The sequence below is a fragment of the Trinickia symbiotica genome (genome assembly GCF_002934455.1).
In the GTDB taxonomy this organism is placed as follows: Bacteria; Pseudomonadota; Gammaproteobacteria; order Burkholderiales; family Burkholderiaceae; genus Trinickia; species Trinickia symbiotica.
Genome location: NZ_PTIR01000006.1, coordinates 88,537 through 109,254, shown reverse-complemented (window position 1 = coordinate 109,254; position 20,718 = coordinate 88,537). Strand labels below are relative to the sequence as shown.

General features: G+C 64.9%; 17 protein-coding genes. 11 read left to right on the top strand and 6 right to left on the bottom strand.

From position 1 onward, the window contains the following. Positions 1-96 precede the first annotated feature (96 nt). Positions 97-1,770, top strand: coding sequence for a VRR-NUC domain-containing protein (locus tag B0G57_RS11110; RefSeq protein WP_018443479.1), 1,674 nt, complete (start codon positions 97-99; stop codon positions 1,768-1,770). Then, positions 1,767-4,031 carry an ATP-dependent DNA helicase gene (locus tag B0G57_RS11105; RefSeq protein ID WP_018443480.1) on the top strand — a complete coding sequence of 755 codons (2,265 nt, stop codon included), beginning with the start codon at positions 1,767-1,769 and terminating at the stop codon, positions 4,029-4,031. The genes B0G57_RS11110 and B0G57_RS11105 overlap by 4 nt, the downstream gene beginning before the upstream one ends. Positions 4,032-4,067: 36 nt before the next feature. On the opposite strand, the gene B0G57_RS11100 is transcribed toward B0G57_RS11105, so the two are convergent. The 3 genes from B0G57_RS11100 to B0G57_RS11090 form a co-directional block, all read right to left on the bottom strand. Next, a complete protein-coding gene (locus tag B0G57_RS11100) occupies positions 4,068-4,280 on the bottom strand; it encodes a hypothetical protein (RefSeq protein ID WP_018443481.1) in 213 nt (70 codons plus the stop codon). Next, positions 4,277-5,689 carry a YeiH family protein gene (locus B0G57_RS11095; protein ID WP_026230190.1) on the bottom strand — a complete coding sequence of 471 codons (1,413 nt, stop codon included), beginning with the start codon at positions 5,687-5,689 and terminating at the stop codon, positions 4,277-4,279. Before B0G57_RS11095 ends, B0G57_RS11100 begins: the two co-directional genes overlap by 4 nt. A 197-nt stretch (positions 5,690-5,886) precedes the next feature. Then, the gene (locus B0G57_RS11090; protein ID WP_026230191.1) at positions 5,887-7,098 is read right to left on the bottom strand and encodes a pyridoxal phosphate-dependent aminotransferase; all 1,212 of its coding nucleotides are present in this window, start codon (positions 7,096-7,098) and stop codon (positions 5,887-5,889) included. A 299-nt stretch (positions 7,099-7,397) separates the two neighbouring features. Here B0G57_RS11090 and B0G57_RS11085 point away from each other — a divergent pair, with 299 nt between their 5' ends. The 4 genes from B0G57_RS11085 to B0G57_RS11070 all read left to right on the top strand — a co-directional run bounded on the left by B0G57_RS11085 (position 7,398) and on the right by B0G57_RS11070 (position 11,578). Next, a complete protein-coding gene (locus B0G57_RS11085) occupies positions 7,398-8,345 on the top strand; it encodes an alpha/beta fold hydrolase (protein WP_018443485.1) in 948 nt (315 codons plus the stop codon). Then, complete coding sequence (locus B0G57_RS11080; protein ID WP_018443486.1) at positions 8,342-9,745, top strand: hypothetical protein; 1,404 nt, start codon at positions 8,342-8,344, stop codon at positions 9,743-9,745. The genes B0G57_RS11085 and B0G57_RS11080 overlap by 4 nt, the downstream gene beginning before the upstream one ends. A gap of 78 nt (positions 9,746-9,823) precedes the next feature. Further along, the gene (locus B0G57_RS11075; RefSeq protein WP_018443487.1) at positions 9,824-10,675 is read left to right on the top strand and encodes an alpha/beta hydrolase; all 852 of its coding nucleotides are present in this window, start codon (positions 9,824-9,826) and stop codon (positions 10,673-10,675) included. Positions 10,676-10,717: 42 nt separating this feature from the next. Next, positions 10,718-11,578: a squalene/phytoene synthase family protein gene (locus B0G57_RS11070; RefSeq protein WP_018443488.1), complete on the top strand. Its 861-nt coding sequence runs from the start codon at positions 10,718-10,720 to the stop codon at positions 11,576-11,578. A gap of 92 nt (positions 11,579-11,670) precedes the next feature. Here B0G57_RS11070 and B0G57_RS11065 read toward each other — a convergent pair whose 3' ends face one another. Beyond that, a complete protein-coding gene (locus B0G57_RS11065) occupies positions 11,671-11,991 on the bottom strand; it encodes a hypothetical protein (protein WP_026230192.1) in 321 nt (106 codons plus the stop codon). A 237-nt stretch (positions 11,992-12,228) separates the two neighbouring features. On the opposite strand from B0G57_RS11065, the gene ompR reads away from it, so the two are divergent. The 4 genes from ompR (at position 12,229) to B0G57_RS11045 (ending at position 15,736) form a co-directional block, all read left to right on the top strand. Beyond that, entirely contained in the window at positions 12,229-12,963 is a 735-nt protein-coding gene (gene ompR / locus B0G57_RS11060) for an osmolarity response regulator transcription factor OmpR (RefSeq protein ID WP_026230193.1), read from the top strand. A 38-nt stretch (positions 12,964-13,001) separates the two neighbouring features. Continuing rightward, positions 13,002-14,351 (top strand): ATP-binding protein, encoded by a 1,350-nt coding sequence (locus tag B0G57_RS11055; protein ID WP_018443491.1) that lies wholly within the window; start codon positions 13,002-13,004, stop codon positions 14,349-14,351. 226 nt (positions 14,352-14,577) lie between these two features. Continuing rightward, a complete protein-coding gene (locus B0G57_RS11050) occupies positions 14,578-15,126 on the top strand; it encodes a peroxiredoxin (protein ID WP_018443492.1) in 549 nt (182 codons plus the stop codon). Positions 15,127-15,208: 82 nt separating this feature from the next. Continuing rightward, positions 15,209-15,736, top strand: coding sequence for a carboxymuconolactone decarboxylase family protein (locus tag B0G57_RS11045; protein WP_018443493.1), 528 nt, complete (start codon positions 15,209-15,211; stop codon positions 15,734-15,736). A 1-nt stretch (position 15,737) separates the two neighbouring features. On the opposite strand, the gene ispF is transcribed toward B0G57_RS11045, so the two are convergent. Together ispF and ispD are read right to left on the bottom strand one after the other, a co-directional pair. Then, positions 15,738-16,229: a 2-C-methyl-D-erythritol 2,4-cyclodiphosphate synthase gene (gene ispF / locus B0G57_RS11040; protein ID WP_018443494.1), complete on the bottom strand. Its 492-nt coding sequence runs from the start codon at positions 16,227-16,229 to the stop codon at positions 15,738-15,740. Between the two features lie 70 nt (positions 16,230-16,299). Further along, complete coding sequence (gene ispD / locus B0G57_RS11035) at positions 16,300-17,010, bottom strand: 2-C-methyl-D-erythritol 4-phosphate cytidylyltransferase (RefSeq protein WP_018443495.1); 711 nt, start codon at positions 17,008-17,010, stop codon at positions 16,300-16,302. 64 nt (positions 17,011-17,074) lie between these two features. Here ispD and mfd point away from each other — a divergent pair, with 64 nt between their 5' ends. Beyond that, on the top strand, positions 17,075-20,554 hold the full coding sequence (gene mfd / locus B0G57_RS11030) for a transcription-repair coupling factor (RefSeq protein WP_018443496.1): 3,480 nt from the start codon (positions 17,075-17,077) through the stop codon (positions 20,552-20,554). The last annotated feature ends 164 nt before the right edge of the window (positions 20,555-20,718 follow it).

Genomic DNA, 20,718 nt, shown 5'->3' with positions numbered 1-20,718 from the left:
CCGAGCGGCGCATGGCAAATTTCGTCGGTTCGACCTTGGATAGACCGCCGACTTTGCTATTATGCCTGTACAAATATACAGGCTTCCGTTCCGCCCGTGCTTACCGACGTTCCGTCCCCGCTCTATTACCTGCATAACTTCGAACGCGCGCTGGCGTGGCTGGGGCAACGCTACGACGACCTGCTCGACGCGAGCGAGCGCGCCTTTCTCGCCGAATTCCCTCGCCTTCCGCTGAACTCGCGCGCACTGCTCGTTCGCATGCTGATGCGCAAGGGCATGCTCTTTCGCACGAGCCGCCTGACGTACGAAGAGGTCGGTTGCCCCGTCGCAGCCGCCGCTCCTCTCACGGTCCTCGGCTGGGTCGATCCCGATCCGCCGCTGACGATCGAAGAGCTCTTCGCACTGTCAACGCGTTCCGAATTGCAGCGGATCTTCAGTGACGCGGACATCTCGAAGTCGGCGCGCAAGTCCGATTGGCTCGACCTTCTACGCGCGAGGCACACGGACGCAAGGCGTCTCGTTGATTGGGATGCCGATACGCCGGATCAGGTGCTCCATGTCTGCATCGCACCGCTCGCCGATCGGCTGAAGCTCCTGTTCTTCGGCAATCTGCATCAAGACTGGTCCGAGTTCGTGCTGGCGGATCTCGGTGTCTACCAATACGAGAAGGTATCGATCGCCTCTTCGGCGCGGGCGTTCCGGCAACGGGCCGACGTCGACGCCTGGCTCGCTCTGCATGCCTGCCGAGAAGCGCTCGATGCCGCTGAAGACGTCGATTCGCTCGAGTCCATCTTCGGGGCGGCAATGTCGATCAAGATCGACAATGCGTGGCTCGAGACGCGTCGAGCACAGCTTTTGTTTCGCATCGGCCAATGCGCCGAACAACGGCACGAATGGGATTTCGCGCTGACGGTCTACGAGCGTTGCACTTGGCCCGGCGCTCGCCACCGCCGCATGCGCGTGCTTGAGCTTTGCGATCGGTTCGGCGATGCATTGACGCTTGCCTCGGAGGCTGAGCTCTCCCCGGAAAACGAAGCCGAGAGCCAGCGCGTCGCGAGACTGTTGCCGCGGCTGCGGCGGCGCTTGCAACTTCCGGCCTTGCGCGCGGAGCGCGCCTCGGTCGTTCCACGCGAGCTGTTGACGCTCGCCCGCCCTCGGGAATCGTTCGCCGTCGAATACGCGGTGCGCGATCATCTCGACGCGCCGCATGCGCCGGTCTACTACGTCGAAAACGCACTGATCAACTCGCTGTTCGGGCTCCTTTGCTGGGAAGCCGTATTCGCGCCGGTCTCCGGCGCGTTCTTCCATCCGTTCCAGCGCGGCCCCGCCGATTTGCACGCCCCTGACTTCTCTGTGCGCCGCGCACGCGAGTTCGCTCATTGCCTCGCGCAGCTCGACAACGGCACCTATCGGCAAACGATCGTCGGTCACTTCGAATGCAAAGCGGGGCTGCAATCGCCGTTCGTCTTCTGGGGCGTCCTCACCCCTGAGCTATTGGAAACGGCGCTCGATTGTCTGCCAGCCGCGCACCTGAAGCTGTGGTTCACGCGGTTGCTCGACGACATTCGCGAAAACCGCTCCGGCCTGCCCGATCTTGTCCGTTTCTGGCCTCGCGAGCGCCGCTACGAGCTGATCGAAGTGAAGGGTCCCGGCGACCGGCTGCAGGACAATCAAAGCCGCTGGCTCCAATACTGCGCGCGTAACGGCATTCCCGTGCGTGTCGTCGATGTGCGCTGGCACGAGGCCGAAGAGACGGAAGCGTCGGCATGAGCTACGTTGTCGCCGTCCGCATGCTTTGCGAATTCACGGCCAAGCGCGGCGATCTCGATCTGCGCTTCACACCCGCTCCCACGGCGCTCGAAGGAATCGAGGGGCATGCGGTGGTCACCGCACGACGTGGGCCTCGTTACGAATCCGAAATTACCTTGACCGGCACGCATCGAGAACTGACTGTGCGCGGCAGAGCGGACGGTTATGACCCGGCCGACAATCGACTCGAGGAGATCAAAACGTACCGCGGCGATCTCGACGCGATGCCGGACAATCACCGTGCGCTGCACTGGGCACAAGCGCTTGTCTACGGGCATTTGTTGTGCCGAGCGCGCGAACTGTCGCAGCTGCATGTCGCCCTCATCTACTTCGATGTCTCGACGCGAAAGGAAACGGCGCTCACTCGAACATACGATGCAACCGAGCTCGAAACGTTCTTCGTCGAGCAATGCGAGCGATTTCTCGACTGGGCCGTTCAAGAGCAAGCCCACGCCCGCGCGCGCAACGCGGCCTTGAGCGCCCTTGCCTTTCCGTATCGTACGTTTCGCACGGGCCAACGCGAGCTTGCCGTGGCCGTCTACCGTGCCGCGCGCGACGGCAGGACGCTGATGGCGCAAGCGCCGACCGGCATCGGCAAAACGCTTGCGACGCTGTTCCCCGCGCTGAAGGCCTGCGGGGAAGACCGCGTCGAACGTGTCTTCTTTCTCACGGCGAAGACGCCGGGCCGTGCGCTTGCGCTCGAGGCGATCGATGCACTTGGCGCGGAAAAAGGCGGGCTGCCGCTTCGGACGCTCGAGCTCACGGCACGCGACAAGGCATGCGAGCACCCGGACAAAGCCTGTCACGGCGAATCATGTCCGCTCGCGCGCGGCTTTTACGATCGTCTCGGCGCGGCCCGCCGCGCAGCGCTCGCCACGCGGCGCCTCGACCGGGCGGCGGTGCGCGAAACCGCACTCGCGCACGAGGTGTGCCCCTACTACCTCGCGCAGGAACTGGTGCGGTGGAGCGATGTCGTCATAGGCGACTACAACTATTACTACGACAGCAGCGCATTGCTGCATGCGCTGGCGCGGATGAACCAATGGCGCATCGCCGTGCTCGTCGACGAAGCACATAACCTGCTCGAGCGCGCGCGCAAAATGTACACGGCCTCGCTCGATCAAAGCGCCTTGCGCAAAGCGATCAAAGCGGCGCCCGCGGGTTTGAAAAGATCACTCCAACGATTGCAGCGCGAATGGAACGCGCTCGCTCGTATGCAAGAAGTCGCCTACCAGGTCTACGACGAGATACCGAAGACGCTGCTCAACGCCGCGCAGAAGTTCATTGGCCTGGTCAGCGAGCAACTCGGAGAAGCGTCGGTCCCGATCGAAGAGCCGCTGCTGCAATTCTTCTTCGATACAACGCATTTCGTCGCACTCGCGGAGCAGTTCGACGATCATTCTCTGTTCGATGCGACATCGGTCGAATATATTGCGCGTGGTCGCGCACGAAGGACCTCGACGCTATGCGTGCGCAACGTCATTCCGGCGCCATTCCTCGCCGCGCGGCACGCCACGGCGCATGCGACGGTCATATTCTCGGGCACGCTCAACCCGCAACACTTCTACCGCGACATGCTCGGCTTGCCCGACACGACGGCATGGCTCGACATCGAAGGCCCATTCCGATCCGAGCAGCTCGCCGTCCACGTAGCGGGCCATGTGTCGACGCGCTGGCGGGACCGCGAGCGATCGCTCGAGCCGATCGCCGATCTGATTGCCGAGCAATACGCGGCTCGCCCCGGAAACTATTTAGGTTTCCTCAGCAGCTTCGATTATCTCGATCGCCTCTGCGCGCTGATTCGCACGCGGCACCCGCATCTGCCGATATGTAGACAAGCGCCGGGCATTGATGAGGCGGCGCGCGACGCGTTCCTCGCACGCTTTCGCGCCACGGATTCGTGCATCGGCCTTGCCGTGCTGGGCGGCGCGTTTTCTGAAGGGATCGACCTCGTCGGCGAGCGTCTGATCGGCGCGTTCATCGCCACGTTGGGCCTTCCGCAAGTGAACGAGGTCAACGAACAAATGCGGCTCGCCATGGAAGCCCGATTCGGCCGCGGCTACGACTACGCCTATCTGTACCCAGGGCTCCAAAAGGTCGTTCAGGCCGCGGGGCGCGTGGTGCGCAGCGAAAATGACGTAGGCGTGCTTCATCTGATCGACGATCGCTACCGCCGGCCCGAAGTGCGGCGTCTGTTGCCCCGCTGGTGGAAATTGCCGTAAGCCCGCGTTCGCGGGCAGAAAACGGAAACGGGCGTGTCAATCGATCGCAGCGGACGATCGGCTCGTGAACGATCGACAGCCGTCGCGCGGCGCGGTGAGCCGGTCGTGCAGTCGACACACGCGCGTATCGGCCGCACTGGCGCCGAACGCCGACCCGAGCGACGTCAGCCCAGGGATGGAGGCTTCGAGCGAAGAACGCGCGCTCGACCAGTAGCGGCACGCCGTGCAGCCATTCGGGATGTCTGTCATTGCGCGAGCCGCTCCCAGTAAGGGGCGAACAGATGAGCGGAAAGCAAATAACCGACGATGACATTCACGACGACACCGGCCGCGAATACAGCCAACGGCTTTTTGCCCGTTGCCGCGAGGCTGGCAAATCTCGTCGTGAGCCCGATGCTCAGGAAGCAAAGCGTAAAGGCCCAGATACGCAGCGTCGTGATCGGCGCGACGAGCGCGGGCGTGACGATCGAACGATAGTCGCCGATCGAGTAATGGCTGGCCACCCACGTGACGAATGCCGATGCGACGACGAAACCGATCACGAACTTCGGGAAACGCGCCCAGATTTCGCCTGCGCCCGTCCGCGTACGAATGCCGTCGGCGGCATCCTGCCAGCGGCTCGTCGCGACAATCGCGAGCACGAAGGCCCAGATCCCTATCCAGATATCGCGACCGATCACTTTCATCAGCGTGAACGCTTGGACGGACGCCTCGGGCGATCCGGCAATCGCGCCGCCCGCGTGACGCGCCATATCGCCGTACGCCTGCGCGGCAGCGATTCCCGCGGCGTCCGCGAACTCCGACGTGCCGATCCATGCGCCCGCCACGCCGGTGGGCAATCCGAGCGCTCGCGAGGCGAACGGCAGCACGAAGACCATCACGATCGCCCAGACGACGACGAGCGTGATCGCGACCGAAGCCTGCTCCCGTTTGGCGCGCACGGCGCCGGCAACGGCGATCGAAGCCGAAACGCCGCATACCGCGCCGCCGACACCGAGCACGGCGGCGAAGCGCGGCTCGAGTCCGGCCCAGCGCGCGACGATGAAGATCGTGAAGAACGTGACGAGCGAAACGATCGTCGCCTGGCCGAGCGCAACGGGTCCGGCCCAGACGAGCAGCGTGAAGGGCAGCGTCGCGCCGAGTAGAACGATGCCGACTTTGATGAAGAGCTCCACGCGCAGCGCCGGCTTCAGCCATTCCGGCACGCCGAACACGTTAGAGACGACGAGGCCGAGCGCCAACGCGACGAGCGGCGGCTCGAGGTTGTAGCGCACGGCGACCGTCCAGGCCCCGAAGGCAAAAACGAGCGCCGATACGATGAAGAGCACGACGAAAGCGCGGACGAATTGGAGCGCGGAGCCGCCTTGCGCGGCGATGCTCACGCCGAAGAGCACGGCAAACGCCGCCCCGAGCGCGAGATAAGAAACGATGTGCGAACCCAGGTCGCCGGCGGCGCCGGACAACGCGCTCCACTTCGCCGGCGCCACGGCGATCGGCTTGATGCTGCCGCCGGCCGTGAACAAGGCATAAGCGATCACGACGACGCCGAGGCCGATCCAGACGGCCCACCAGTCTTCCGTCGCAAACAAACCGCTCAGTCTGGCCGACCGTTCCCCGGGCGCATGCCCAGGACGCGCACTCTCTTGAATTTGCGTCATCGCTCTCCCCGAAGGCGCGGCATCGTGCCGCTTTCTCGCCGCGTTCCCGCCTTGCGCGCTCATGACGCGGCCCACTGACTGCATGGCGAGAATTCTGGGCGCGGCGCGCCTCGAGGCAAACGAATTTATCGCGCTATCGATACAACGAAATCAGCTTTGCCGTGGCGCATAGCGGAACGCGCGAATCGAAGCGCTCGTCATCGTCCGCGTCCTCGCCGCTCGAGGAAAGTTCGCAACCGCTCGAGCCCGGCATCGATGCGCGCGACGTCGCAGGCGTAACACCACCGAACATACCCTTCCCCCTCGGGGCCGAACGCGCTGCCGGGCGCGAGTCCAAGACCGGCTTCGCGGACGAGCGCTTTGCAGAGCGCGAGGCTTTCGCCGGCACCCGGCATCGAGAAAAAGAGGTACATGGCGCCCGCCGGGGACGTGACGTCGACACCGGGCAACGCCTGCAAAGACTGCACGAGATGGTCGCGGGCCACGCGCAAATCGCCGACCAACTGCCGTGGCGTGCTCCCGCCGTCTCCCAGCGCGGCAATTCCGGCCTGCTGCACGAACGACGGCGCACACGATGTGTTGTATTCGATCAGCTTGGCGAGGTCGTCCATCAACGCAGCCGGCGCAACGAGCCAGCCGAGGCGCCAACCCGTCATCAGGTAAGCCTTCGAGAACGAGTTCACGCAAATGACGCGCTCGTCCCTCGACGCGATGTCGAGAAAGGACGGCGCGCAAGCGTCGTTACGGACATCGTCGTAATAGAGGCGCTCGTAGACCTCGTCGGCGAGAACCCAGATGCCGTGGCGCCGGCAATGGTCGAGCACGGTCTGCTGCTCGTCGCGAGTCAGTACCCAGCCGGACGGATTATTCGGCGAGTTGACGATGAGAAGCTTCGTCGACGGGGTGAGTGCCGCGAGCAGCTGGTCGAGGTCCAGCCGCCAGCCGTGAGGCCCGTATTCGAGCGAGACCGTCTCGACATCGGCGCCGAGGATCTTCGGAATTTCGACGATGTTGGGCCACAGCGGCGTGACGGCGACAACGCGATCGCCTGCCTCGACGATCAATTGCGATGCGAGCATGAGCGCGTTGACGCCGGCGCTGGTAACGGCCACATGATCGACGGACGTCTGCCCGTGCAGCGTCGATACATGGCGCGCGATAGCTTCGCGCAGCGGTGCGATGCCGAGGTTGTGCGTGTAGAACGTCGCTCCGGAGTTGAGCGCCTCCGATGCCGCATCACGGATGAAACGAGGCGTCACGCGATCGGATTCGCCGAACCAGAACGGCAGGACGTCGCCGTTGCCGAAGCCCGCGTTTGCGACTTCGCGGATCTGCGACGAACGCAATGCGCGCACGGCGTTGCGTGCGCTCGGTGCGTCGCTCGATTGGACTACTGAGGTATTCGACATGTCTTTTGGTGGACCGACGCGCAGCCTGCCGGGGCCGAGCCGCGCGCTCGTGATCGATGATGGATTGGAGCGTTCGAAAGATTAAGAAAACGGGATTAAAGATATTGCATTGACGCAATACTTCCATTATTCCCTATTTCATGACTACCGGCGTGAGCGGATTCGTCGGACTGAGCCCGCTAACCCTGGCGCAAACATTGCAGCATTCCCGCTATCCGTCACGCATAGCCGCGGCATGACGTCGCCGGACCATGCCGAAGAATCCGATTCGATCGACGGGGGGCAGTGGAGGACATCCGATGTTGGATGGAGCGCTTGCGCTTGCGCTTGCGGCCGGGGCGGCAGCCTGTGCCGGAGCCGCGCGCCTCGCCGTCGAATGGCGTCGGCTCGAGCACATGCCCGCGCTCACGCCGTCAACACGTGCGTACGGGATAGCCGGCTGCTCCGTGCAAGCGGGTACGTTTTCGATGTTTCACCGAATGCGCCCCGGGCCGCCCTCCGCCGCGAACTACCCGCCGGTCGTTCTCGTTCACGGTCTCGTGGTATCCAGCCGCTACATGGAGCCGCTCGCATGCGCGCTCAGCCGGAATTTTCGCGTCTACGCGCCCGATCTGCCCGGCTTCGGCGAAAGCGCCTGCCTCCAGCATCTTCACCGGCCGCCGCTATCGGTCGTCGAGTTGGCTCATGCGCTGCATCTTTGGCTGCAGACGTGCCGGATCGAGCGCGCCATGTTCGTCGGGAATTCGTTCGGCTGCCAGGTGCTCGCCGAGCTTGCCGTACGCTATCCCGATGTCGTCGATCGGCTCGTGCTGCAAGGACCGACGACCGATCGTTGCGCCCGCTCGCTGCCGCGGCAAATCGCGCGCGCACTGATCAACGGCCGGCGCGAGCGACGGCCCTCGCCTGCCCCCGTCGCTCGGATCGACTATGCGAAGGCGGGCATTAGGTATGCACTGGCCGCGATACGGATGGCGATGCGCGATCGGATCGAGGATCGGCTGTCCGATATCGTGGCGCCGACCCTCGTCGTACGCGGTACCCGCGATTCGCTAGTGACGCAGCGTTGGGCCGAGGAAGTCGCCGGGCAATTGCCGAACGGCGAATTGCTCGTCATCGCGGGGGGCACGCACACGCTCAATTTCGTCTATCCAGAAAGTTTCGCGTTCGAGATCCTGCCGTTTCTGCTGCGTTCGCATGAACCGGTCAGGCTGGTCGATACCGTCTCGCATGCGGGAGCCCATTCGTGAACAGACCGCCGCGCGGAATCGCGCGCTTCGATTCGGCCGCCGCGATGGCACAAGCATTGGCGGCCTCGCTGAGGGGAAATCCGTTCAGCAGCCCCAGCCAGTCGCCGCTCCTCGATGCCGCCATGCCGGCGATCAATTGCTTGCCGCGCACGGCGCGCGAATGGGCCTACGCGATCGGCGGCATGACCGAAGGCATCGGCCCGCGTGAAGCGCGCCGGCTCGATATCGAAAAGATCGCCGAATGGGTCGCCGGCCTGTACCCGGACGGCCCCTTCCCGGCCGCATTCGTCGGCTCCTCGAACGGCGCGCTCGTTCATCTGGCCGCGGCGCTGGGTGTTCCGTGGCTGCCGCAGACATTTCTCTGCCCCGTGCGCGCGCCGCTATCCGATCCCGACGATGCGCGTCGCGGCTTCGAAGAGGGTCGGCGCATCGTCGACGCACTGCTCGAAGCCGACAGCCGCATCGCCGTCCATCATATGTTCGATCCGAACCAGGATCGATTGATGTTGCAGACGATGCGCTACTTCCGGCTCAAGCACCGCACCCTGCCGCTCGCCTATCGCGAATTCCTGCTGCGTAACCTGGTGCGCGGGGGCACGCTCTATGTCGTGGCATGCAAACGCAGGTGGCCCGTCACCCGGTTGAACGAGCGCGCTTGCTTTCAGTTTGGTGCGACAGGCGGCGCAACCGAGCATGAATACTTGCATGGGGGGCCGCGCGTGCGCGATTATCTGGCTCGTTACGGCAGCACGCGCAGCCGTTGGGATCCGCCCGAGCCCGACGACATCGCGCCGGAAGCCGAATGGGGCTTCGACGCGGCGCTCATCGAGGAGCTGCTGGCAATGGGAGCGAGGATGAACTGGCGCATCGTCGAGATTCGCTTTCGCGAACCGGAGGCAGCGAGCTTCGTCGCCGCGAACATCTACCGCGACTGGTACCGCGACGCGGGCATCGAGCCGCAGCGGCTCATCGTCGATTCTTTTCTGCTGATGGATCCGTTCACGACATTGCGACTGCACGCGCTGCCATTCTGGCTGCTCTTTTGCGTCGAGCGATCGGCCGATGCGCTGCGGCGCTTCCTCGCCGGGCAGCCGCCCTTCGAGGAAATCGACCTCATGCTGTTCTCGCACGGCACCGAGAGCATCGGGATCGAGCCGATCGCGCGATGGCGCACGTTGATCGATTCCGCGACGCGCGAGGGGCGGTTTCTCGGCGTCGACGAAGCGCGCTATCCGCGCGACTTCGCCACGTTCACGCGCTTTCACCGCGCGCTTTCGCAACTCGCGCCGCGCTACGAGCCGCCGCGACGGCTTGCGCCCGCGCGCTTCGAGACCCTGCTGCACCACCACGGTCCGGCCAACGATGTCCATTGCCTCGAACGCGCGCGCACACTGACATGAACGACCCCCACGCTCACTTCGTTCGCTGCCCCCCGCGGGGGCGGTCAGTGCGCTTGGGGCGGCCCGGCGCACACTGACATGAAACTCCCGGTGCGCACGACACTGCTCTCCGTCGCCGGCATCGCCGCGCTCGGCTATGGATCGATCGTTGCGATGCTGCTCTGGCTGCAGGGCCGGCTCATTTATCCGCTCGAACGGATCCGCGACATCCCTCCACACCCGGACGCCGATCGGCTCTCGCCCGCTGTCGTGCGAACGCGAGACGGCCTCGAGATCGGTATTCGATATAAACCGCCCGCCACTCCTGACGCCGCGACCATCGTGCTCTTTCACGGCAACGGCGAAGACCTCTCGCAACGCGTACACATCGCGCACGCTCTCGTCGAGGTCGGCTACGGCGTCGTCCTCGCCGAATACCGCGGCTACGGCGGCAACCCCGGCAAGCCGCACGAAGCGGGGCTCTACGCGGACGGCCGCGCGGCGCTCGAGTTTGCCTATCGGCAAACGTCGCGCGTCGTTCTGCATGGCTATTCGCTCGGCTCCGGCGTCGCGGTTCAAATGGCGACCGAGTACCCTGTCGAAGCGCTGCTTCTCGAAGCGCCCTTCACCTGTATGGCCGATGTCGCCCGCACGCGCTTTCCCTACGTGCCCGTTCGCTGGATGCTGCGCGACCGGTACGACAACCTTGCGAAGATCGGCGCCGTGCGTGCGCCCGTGCTGATATACGGCGGCCTTGCCGACCAACTGATCCCGCCGCGCCAGTTTGCCGCGCTGCACGCCGCCGTGCCCGGGCTGCGCCGGCTGGTGCTGATCGACGACGCCGACCATGTCGACGTCTGGACCAAAGGCGGCGCCGGACACGTGCTTTCCTTCCTGCGCGCGCTTCCCGCCGGAACGCGGAGCGCCAGCCCCGACACGCGGATGAGGTAGTATCCGCACTCCACTCGTTCCGTCGCTCGCGGCTTGCCAGACGTGTCACAAGATTCAGGCTTATCCCATCAGAACTTCGACGACTATTGCGCGCAAAAGGCCGGGCCGCCAGGCTCCAGCGTCTACTACGCGCTCCGTCAGGCGCCCGTCGCGCGGCAGCCGCTGCTGACCGCGCTGTTCGCCCTGCGCGGCGAGCTCGAGCAAACGGTCAAGGAAACGAGCGATCCGGCCATCGGCCGCACGAAGCTCGCCTGGTGGCAGCAGGAACTCGGCGCGCTCGCGACGGGACGGCCCTCGCATCCGGTCTCGCTCGCGCTCGCGGCACACGGGGCCGACATCGGCACCGAAGCCGGAACGCTCGAGGCGCTCGTCGCCGGTTTCGAAATGGACCTCAACCAGGCCCGGTATCTCGACTTCGCCAACTTGCGCGGTTACATCGAGAAGGTCGGCGGCGCGTTCGCGGGCGCGGTGGCCCGCGTCACGGCGCGCGAGCCAGAGCGCGCGGGCGAGTGGGCGCCGCCGCTCGGCAACGGGCTCATGCTGGCGCAGCTGGTTCAGGAGCTCGGAAACGATGCGCGCCACGGCCGCATCTATATCCCGATCGACGAACTGCAGCGCCATCAGGTCACCGCGGCCGATCTCATCAATCGCAAATACAGCGCCGAGTTTTCTGAGCTCATGCGCTTCCAGACGAGCCGGGCTCGGGACGCGCTCCAGGCGGCGCTCGCCGGCATCCCGGCCTCCGAGCGCAAGACCCAGCGCACGCTGCGCGCGCAATCGGCGATGGCACTTGCGCTGCTCGACGAAATCGAGCGCGACGGCTACCAGATCCTGCATCAGCAGATCGCGCTCACGCCGATCCGCAAGCTGTGGATTGCCTGGCGCGCGGCGCGCGCACGGTAAGGCAGGGAGAGAGGAAAGGCAAGAAACGCAGCGTACCGGTCATCGACTGGCGGCGACGTTCCCGCTGGAAACGGAAAACCTTCGGCCGTGCGTCAACGCTTGTAGAGCTCGCGTACGGCGTCCTCGATGTGCTGACGCAGCAGGTGGCGCTCTTCGGGCGTCATGTGACCGTCGCGCTGCGTCGTGTCGAAGTCGAGCAGCGTGGTCGTGCGCACGATGGGATCGGAAGCCGCGGCGGACGCTTGCTGCCGTTGAGTCCTTGGTAGAAAGCGCCTCGGCGGCGGCTGAGATTCGGCGGCGCCGCGCCGTGGCTGCCCGTAGACGTCCATCGAGCCGACGGTGCCGACGACTGCGCCGGCAATCGCGATCGCGACGACCTGCGCCCGCATGCGCGGCCATGCTCCCACCGTCATCTTGTTCCCTTCGTCATGCGGCAACCGGCTACCTCGAAATCACGTGTGCTACGCCCGGACCACGCCCAGGCAAAAAGGAATACTGATCGGACGGATGAAGTATCCACCGAAGAGCCGGCATCCGTGAAGCAGTTTATGGTCGCGGTGTTTACTCGGACCCCTTGGTGAGGGTAAATTTTGTAACTGACTGTAACCCGAAATTCGGACTTTCCCGACCTGCTTTGCAATCGCGCTAAGATGCCGCCCATGGAAACGAAAAACCCCTCCAAAATTCTCGTCGTCGACGACGATCCGCGCTTGCGCGATCTGCTGCGCCGCTATCTCGGCGAGCAAGGCTTCAACGTCTACGTCGCGGAGAACGCGCCCGCGATGAACAAGCTCTGGGTGCGCGAGCGGTTCGACCTGCTCGTGCTCGACCTTATGCTGCCCGGCGAGGACGGTCTCTCGATCTGCCGCCGGCTGCGCGGCAGCAACGACCGCACGCCGATCATCATGTTGACGGCGAAGGGGGAGGACGTCGATCGGATCGTCGGCCTCGAGATGGGCGCCGACGACTATCTGCCGAAGCCGTTCAACCCACGCGAGCTCGTCGCGCGCATTCATGCGGTGCTCAGGCGGCAATCGCCGTCCGAGCTGCCGGGCGCGCCGTCGGAGACGGCCGAGGTGTTCGAGTTCGGCGATTTCGCGCTGAACCTCGCCACAAGGACGTTGACGAAGGCAGGCCAGGAAATCCCGCTGACGACGGGCGAGTTTTCGGTGCTGAAGGTGTTCGCGCGCCATCCGCGTCAGCCGCTCTCGCGTGAAAAGCTGATGGAGCTCGCGCGCGGACGCGAATACGAAGTCTTCGATCGAAGCCTCGATGTCCAGATTTCACGTCTGCGCAAGCTGATCGAGACCGATCCCAGCAGCCCGCGTTTCATTCAGACGGTCTGGGGCCTCGGCTACGTCTTCATACCCGACGGCTCGGCGTGACGCATCGCGCGCCGCCTTTGTCACACTCCCAGTAGCCCATGCGGATCGACCGGCGTTTTTTTACGCATGTCTTCGGCGGGCTATTCTGGCGAACGTTCCTGCTCATTGCGCTGCTGATTGCGGTCAGCCTCGCCGCCTGGTTCCAGAGCTTCCGAGTGATCGAGCGCGAGCCGCGCGCGCAGCGCGTCGCGCTGCAGCTCGTCGCCATCGTCAAGCTCACGCGCACGGCGCTGCTCTACTCGGATCCCGATCTGCGCCGCGCGCTGTTGCAAGATCTCGAAAGCAACGAGGGCGTGCGCGTCTACCCGCGCGAGGCGACGGACAAATACACGCTGCAGCCCGACGAGTCGTTGAACCGGCTGATCGAGCATGACATCCGCGGGCGACTCGGCGACGACACGGTCATCGCGCAGTCCGTCAACGATATCCCGGGCGTCTGGATCAGCTTCAAGATCGACGATGACGATTACTGGGTCGCGCTCGATCGCGAACAGCTCGACAACGTCACCGGCCTCCAGTGGGCGGGCTGGGGCATCTTCGCGCTCGCCCTTTCGCTCTTCGGCGCCGCATTCATCACGAGCCTCGTCAATCGGCCGTTCGCGCGCCTGTCGGCCGCGGCGCGCAAGGTCGGCTCCGGTCAGTCGCCGGAGCCGCTGCCCGAGCGCGGGCTCGGTGTTGCCGCCGAGACGAACCGCAGCTTCAATCAGATGGTGCGCGATCTCGAGCAACTCGAGGCCGATCGCGCGGTGATGCTGGCCGGCATCTCGCACGACCTGCGCACGCCGCTTGCCCGGCTCCGGCTCGAAACGGAGATGAGCCCTTCCGATCAGGATACGAAGGACGCGATGATCGACGACATCGAACAGATGGATATGATCATCGGCCGCTTCCTCGATTACGCGCGGCCCGCCCAGCATATGTCCGAATCGGTCGACCTGTCGCAAATCGCGGGCGAGATGGCCGCGCGGCTCGCGAGCGAGGACGGCGTGCGGCTCGCGACGAAGCTGGCCGCGTCGGCCGTCATAGAGGCCGATACGACAGACGTTCGCCGCGTGGTCGGCAATTTGCTCGAGAACGCAAGGAAGTACGGCCACAGCGAGGCGGACGGGATCCCTCACATCGTGTTGGAGACGCGTGTCGTGCATTCGCGCGTCGAGCTTTCGGTCCTCGACGAAGGCCCCGGGATTCCCGAGGACCAACTCGCGCTCGTCACGCGCCCCTTTTACCGCGTCGACTCGGCGCGCAGCCAGGCGAACGGCACGGGCCTCGGCATGGCGATCGTCCAGCGACTCGTCAGCCGTCACCGCGGAACGCTGCGGTTGCGCAACCGCGTCCCCGGGCCGGGGCTCGAAGTCACGATCGAGTTCCCGTCGGCGAGGAGCTTCTAAAACCGGGGCCAGCGTCTGGGGCGACCGCCTCAAACGCGTTGCGCCCGGTCCTCATGCGATGGCCGTCGCGCATGGTGCAACGACCGAAGCTATCCTCCTCAATATATAATTTCTATTGAAAAAGTAACTCAATAGTGTTATTGTAGCGGGTGTGTAACGGAATCGTTACAGGCACCGGGTAGTTTTGGAAGACACCGTTTTTTTCAACTCATAGAGGAGTCACTGCATGAAAACCGTGGGCGATAAACTCGAAGCGTTCACCGTCACCGCCGCGAAGCCGGGCTTCAACCATCATGAAGAGAACGGCCAGTCGGGGGTCGAAGAGATCACCGAACAGTCGTTCCCGGGCAAGTGGAAGATCATCTATTTCTATCCGAAGGACTTCACGTTCGTGTGCCCGACCGAGATCGTCGAGTTCGCGAAGCTCGCGAAGGATTTCGCGGAACGCGACGCCGTGCTGCTCGGCGGCAGCGGCGACAACGAATTCGTCAAGTTCGCATGGCGCCGTGAGCACAAGGACCTCGACAAGCTGAACCACTACTCGTTCGGCGACGTCAAGGGCGAACTGATCGACCAGCTAGGCGTGCGCGACAAGGAAGCCGGCGTGGCGCTGCGCGCGACTTTCATCGTCGATCCCGACAATACGATCCAGCACGTCTCGGTCAACAATCTGAACGTCGGCCGCAGCCCGCAAGAAATTCTGCGTATTCTCGACGGCCTGCAGACGGACGAGCTCTGCCCCTGCAACCGCGCAGTCGGCGGCGCAACGCTGTAAATCAGCCATCGTCGGAGTACGAGCCCGCTATGCTCTTTCAAGCCGGCGGGCTTTTTTGTCGAATCCCCGATAGGAGCTATCAATGGAATTCTTGTCTGCGATTAAAGACCGCATCCCCGATTACGCGAAGGACATCCGACTCAATCTCGACGGCACGATCGCGCGCTCGTCGCTCGAGGGCAACGACGCGGTCGGCGTAGCATTGGCGGCCGCCTTCGCGGCGAAGAGCAAGACGATCGCCGACGCGATTCGCTCGTCGGGCGTGCTGTCGCCCGAAGAGATCAACGGCGTCCACACGGCTGCGGCGCTGATGGGGATGAACAACGTTTGGTATCCGTTCGTCGAGATGGCGGACGACGCCGATCTCAAGACACAACGGCCCGAGCTGCGGATGACCGCATACGCGACTCACGGCGGCGTCGACAAACGGCGCTTCGAGATGTATGCACTCGCGGCCTCGATCGTCGGCAAATGTCACCATTGCGTCGCTTCGCATTTCGCAATCCTGAAGAACGAGCAAGGGATGTCGGCCCAGCAGTTGCGCGACGTCGGCCGCATCGCCTCCGTCGTCAACGCGGCGGCGCAGGTGCTCGCCACCGAGGGGCAGTAAGTCAGCTCGCTTGATCAGGCGCGCGCAGCAGCACCGCGGCCTGCGCCTCGATCCCCTCGCCTCGTCCGAGATAGCCGAGCTTCTCGTTAGTCTTCGCCTTCACGTTGACGCGCGTGATCGGCAGACCGAGATCCTCGGCGATGTTGGCGCGCATCGCGTCGATGTGCGGCGCGAGCTTCGGGGCCTGCGCGATGACGGTGCTGTCGACGTTCTCTATCGCGAAGCCGGCGTTGGCGAGGCGCGCCGCGCATTCGCGCAGCAGCACGCGGCTGTCGGCGCCCGCGAAGCGCGCGTCGGTGTCGGGGAAATGGCGGCCGATATCGCCGAGCGCTGCCGCGCCGAAGAGCGCATCGGTAATGGCGTGCAGCAACACGTCCGCATCTGAGTGCCCGAGCAGTCCCCGGTCGTAGGGCACCGTCACGCCGCCGATGATGAGCGGCCGTCCCGACACGAGCGCATGCACGTCATAGCCCTGCCCGATTCTGTAGTTCATTCGATATTCCGTTTCGATGGATGGAAGAGCGGAGATGGACACCGCGAATCGGGGCGCCGCTCCTCGGGATTCAGGCGGCTCCGCCGTGCCGCAGGATCGCGTCCGCGAGATCGAAGTCCTCGGGGTAAGTCACCTTGAAGTTGCGCAAGCTCCCTTGAACGAGGCGCGGCGCGTGCCCGAGCCATTCGATTGCGCTGGCCTCGTCGGTCAGGTCGTGCCCGTCGCGCTGCGCGCGCTCGATCGCTTCGCGCAGCATGCCGATGCGGAACATCTGCGGCGTTTGCGCCTGCCAGAGGCCGTTGCGCGATTCGGTTCGAGCGATGCGCTCGCCGGACTCCACGTCCACGCGCTTCAACGTATCGGCGACCGGCAGCGCGATGATGCCGCCGACCGGGTCGTCCTTGACCGCCGTGATCAGCGAGCGAATCAGCGCGGGCGTGACACCCGGTCGGGCGGCGTCGTGCACGAGCACCCAGTCGTCGCCCGACGCGCCGAACTCCGTGAGCGCGGCGAGCCCGTTCATGACCGACGCCTGTCGCGAGGCACCGCCGCAGCGCCGGACGGCGAAGCGCAATCCGCCGAAGCGGCGAGCGTCGAAGTGGGTATCGTCCGGCGCGAGCACGACGAGCGTCTGCGCGAACTCGTTGCACGCATCGAAGGCGGCAAGCGTGAAATGCAGCAACGGCCGGCCGGCGACGGTGCGGTACTGCTTGGGCGTCGGCGCGCCCGAACGGCTGCCGGTGCCGGCGCAAGGGATCAGGGCGAAGAAGCGGGAGGTCACGAAACCAACTTGCGGATCAAAAGTGGAGGACGGATTTTATAATAGGTGGTCGTTTCACTTCCTCATGCCTCAAACCGCCGGATCGTCCACCTTGCCTCTCCTGCCGTTTCCGCTCGTCAAGCCCGGCCAGCGCTATGCCTTCGACGGCACGCATGGCTCCTCCGATGCGCTCCTCATCGCCCGCTATCTGCAGATGGCCGGGAAATCGGCGCCGCTCATCGCCGTCGTCTGCGCAAGCGCCGTCGACGCCCAGCGGCTCTCGCAGGAGATTGCCTGGTTCGCGCCGAGCGCCCGCGTGCGGCTGCTGCCCGACTGGGAAACACTGCCGTACGACACCTTTTCGCCTCATCAGGATCTCGTTTCGGAGCGGCTCGCGACGCTGCACGACCTCGGCGAAGCCCGCTGCGACGTGTTGCTCGTACCTGCCACGACGGCGCTCTACCGGATGCCGCCCGCCTCGTTTCTCGCGGCCTATACGTTTTCGTTCACGCAAGGCGAGCGGCTGGACGAGGCGAAGCTGAAGGCGCAACTGACGCTGGCAGGCTACGAACACGTGAGCCAGGTCGTGCGGCCGGGCGAGTACTGCGTGCGCGGCTCGCTGATCGATCTTTTCCCGATGGGCTCGCCGCTGCCGTACCGGATCGATCTTTTCGACGATCAGGTCGATTCGATCCGCGCGTTCGATCCCGACAGCCAACGCAGCCTCTATCCGGTTCGCGACGTGCGCCTCTTGCCGGGACGCGAGTTTCCGTTCGACGAGGCGGCGCGCACGGCCTTTCGCAGCCGCTGGCGCGAAGTATTCGAAGGGGACCCGAGCCGTTCCCCGATCTACAAGGACATCGGCAACGGCGTGCCGTCGGCCGGCATCGAGTACTACCTGCCGCTCTTCTTCGACGAAACAGCAACGCTCTTTCACTATCTGCCCGAGGGCGCGCACCTCGCGTTCGTCGGCGATCTCGACAGCGCGATCCGGCGATTCACGGCCGACACCAAGCAGCGCTATGCGTTTCTCTCGCACGATCGCGAGCGCCCGATCCTCGAGCCGCAGCGACTGTTCCTCAGTGACGACGACTTCCATACGCTCGCCAAGCCGTTCGCGCGGCTCGTGCTGCCAGCCGACGGCGGCGGCGCCTGGTCGACGCCGCTGCCGCCGCTCTCGATCGATCGCCGCGCCGAGGATCCGGTCACCGCGCTGCGCGACTATCTGTCGGCGAGCGGACGGCGCGTGCTGATCGCGGCCGAGTCGGCGGGCCGGCGTGAAACGATCGCGGAGCTGCTCTCCGAGAACGGCTTGCGCCCTCACCCCGCCGATACCTTCGAGAGCTGGCTCGAGAGCGACGCGCCGTTCGCGCTCGGCGTCGCGCCGCTCGCGAACGGCTTCGCGCTGCCGGGCGAAGGCTGGGCGATCGTCACCGAAACCGAGCTTTACGGCGGGCTGGCGCGCCGTGCCGGCCGGCGGCGCCAGGAGCAGGCGAGCAGCGTCGATTCGATGGTGCGCGATCTGTCCGAGCTCAAGGTCGGCGACCCGGTCGTCCATGCGCAGCATGGTATCGGCCGCTACATGGGCCTCGTGACGATGGACCTCGGCGAAGGCGAAACCGAGTTCCTGCACCTCGAGTACGCGGGCGACAGCAAGCTTTACGTGCCCGTTGCGCAGTTGCACGTAATCTCGCGCTACAGCGGCGCAGATCCCGAAAGCGCGCCGCTGCACTCGCTCGGATCGGGCCAATGGGAAAAGGCCAAGCGGCGCGCGGCGCAGCAGATCCGCGATACGGCGGCCGAGTTGCTGAATCTCTATGCGCGACGCGCGGCGCGCGAGGGTCACGCCTTCAAGTTCGATCCGCGCGACTACGTGAAATTCGCCGAGAGCTTCGGCTTCGAGGAAACCCCCGATCAAGCGGCCGCGATTGCCGCCGTCATCGGCGACATGACGGCCGGTAAGCCGATGGATCGGCTCGTTTGCGGCGATGTGGGGTTCGGCAAGACCGAGGTCGCGCTGCGAGCCGCGTTCATCGCCGTGGCGGCCGGCAAGCAGGTGGCCCTGCTCGCACCGACGACGCTGCTCGCCGAGCAGCATACGCAGACGTTCACGGACCGTTTCGCCGAGTGGCCCGTGCGCATCGCCGAGCTGTCGCGCTTCAAGTCGACGAAAGAGGTGAGCACCGCCATCACCCAAATCAACGAGGGTTCCATCGACATCGTCATCGGCACGCACAAGCTGCTCTCGTCCGATGTCCGGTTCAAGCGGCTCGGGCTCGTCATCATCGACGAGGAGCATCGCTTCGGCGTGCGTCAGAAGGAAGCGCTGAAGGCGCTGAGGGCCGAAGTCGATGTACTGACGCTGACCGCCACCCCGATTCCGCGCACGCTCGGCATGGCGCTCGAAGGCTTGCGCGATTTCTCGGTCATCGCGACGGCGCCGCAAAAACGACTGGCGATCAAGACGTTCGTGCGGCGCGAAGAAGACAGCGTGATAAGGGAGGCGATGCTGCGCGAGCTCAAGCGCGGCGGACAGGTCTACTTCCTCCACAACGAGGTGGAAACGATCGAGAACCGGCGCGCGATGCTCGAAGCGCTCGTGCCCGAGGCACGGATTGCCGTCGCACACGGGCAGATGCACGAGCGCGAGCTCGAGCGCGTGATGCGCGACTTCGTCGCGCAGCGCGCGAACGTCCTGCTGTGCACGACGATCATCGAGACCGGCATCGACGTGCCGAGCTCGAACACGATCATCATTCATCGCTCCGACAAGTTCGGACTCGCGCAGCTGCATCAACTGCGCGGACGCGTCGGGCGCTCCCATCACCAAGCCTACGCGTACCTGCTCGTGCATGATCCGCAGGGGCTCACGAAGCAGGCGCAGCGCCGGCTCGAAGCGATCCAGCAGATGGAAGAGCTCGGCTCCGGATTTTATCTCGCGATGCACGACCTGGAAATTCGCGGCACGGGCGAAGTGCTCGGTGACAAGCAATCGGGCGAGATACACGAGATCGGTTTCCAGCTCTATTCGGAAATGCTGAACGACGCCGTAAAGGCGCTCAAGAACGGCGACGAGCCCGATCTCACGGCGCCGCTCGCGGCCACGACCGAAATCAACCTGCACACGCCGGCCATTCTGCCCGCCGACTATTGCGGCGACGTTCAGGAGCGGCTCTCGATATACAAGCGCCTCGCCAACTGCGAAGAGAATGATGCGATCGACAACATCCAGGAAGAGCTGATCGACCGCTTCGGCAAGCTGCCGCGACAGGCGCACGCGCTGGTCGAGACGCATCGATTGCGACTCGCCGCCAAACCGCTCGGCATTTCCAAGATCGACGCCGGCGATACAGCGATCAGCCTCCAGTTCGTGCCGAATCCGCCCGTCGATGCAATGCGCATCATCGAGATGGTCCAAAAGAACAAACACATCAAGCTTGCGGGACAAGATCGCTTGCGCATCGAGACGCGCAGTCCCGATCTCGCGGTCCGCGTCTCGACGGTCAAGGAGACGCTGCGCGCACTCGCCACGCCATCCCGGCAAACGGCCGCCGCGGCGCGATGAACCGACCCGATGGCGCACGGCGGGCATCGGTCGTTTTATGGCATCGGCGGAGGGGGAATGAGGCTTCCCCCTCGCGTTATAGCATTCGAGTGATAACGACGCGCGCAGCGCGCTGGGATGCCGCATCGCAACATCGGATGTCGGCTAGCGACGATGCGCAGTGT

Bases quoted from the DNA above. Each gene is read 5' to 3' on its own strand.
- B0G57_RS11100 (WP_018443481.1), bottom strand. From the start codon at position 4,280: ATGACAGACATCCCGAATGGCTGCACGGCGTGCCGCTACTGGTCGAGC.
- B0G57_RS11075 (WP_018443487.1), top strand. From the start codon at position 9,824: ATGAAACTCCCGGTGCGCACGACACTGCTCTCCGTCGCCGGCATCGCC.
- B0G57_RS11055 (WP_018443491.1), top strand. From the start codon at position 13,002: ATGCGGATCGACCGGCGTTTTTTTACGCATGTCTTCGGCGGGCTATTC.
- ompR (WP_026230193.1), top strand. From the start codon at position 12,229: ATGCCGCCCATGGAAACGAAAAACCCCTCCAAAATTCTCGTCGTCGAC.
- mfd (WP_018443496.1), top strand. From the start codon at position 17,075: ATGCCTCAAACCGCCGGATCGTCCACCTTGCCTCTCCTGCCGTTTCCG.
- B0G57_RS11050 (WP_018443492.1), top strand. From the start codon at position 14,578: ATGAAAACCGTGGGCGATAAACTCGAAGCGTTCACCGTCACCGCCGCG.
- B0G57_RS11085 (WP_018443485.1), top strand. From the start codon at position 7,398: ATGTTGGATGGAGCGCTTGCGCTTGCGCTTGCGGCCGGGGCGGCAGCC.
- ispF (WP_018443494.1), bottom strand. From the start codon at position 16,229: ATGAACTACAGAATCGGGCAGGGCTATGACGTGCATGCGCTCGTGTCG.
- B0G57_RS11065 (WP_026230192.1), bottom strand. From the start codon at position 11,991: ATGACGGTGGGAGCATGGCCGCGCATGCGGGCGCAGGTCGTCGCGATC.
- B0G57_RS11095 (WP_026230190.1), bottom strand. From the start codon at position 5,689: ATGACGCAAATTCAAGAGAGTGCGCGTCCTGGGCATGCGCCCGGGGAA.
- B0G57_RS11105 (WP_018443480.1), top strand. From the start codon at position 1,767: ATGAGCTACGTTGTCGCCGTCCGCATGCTTTGCGAATTCACGGCCAAG.
- B0G57_RS11090 (WP_026230191.1), bottom strand. From the start codon at position 7,098: ATGTCGAATACCTCAGTAGTCCAATCGAGCGACGCACCGAGCGCACGC.
- B0G57_RS11045 (WP_018443493.1), top strand. From the start codon at position 15,209: ATGGAATTCTTGTCTGCGATTAAAGACCGCATCCCCGATTACGCGAAG.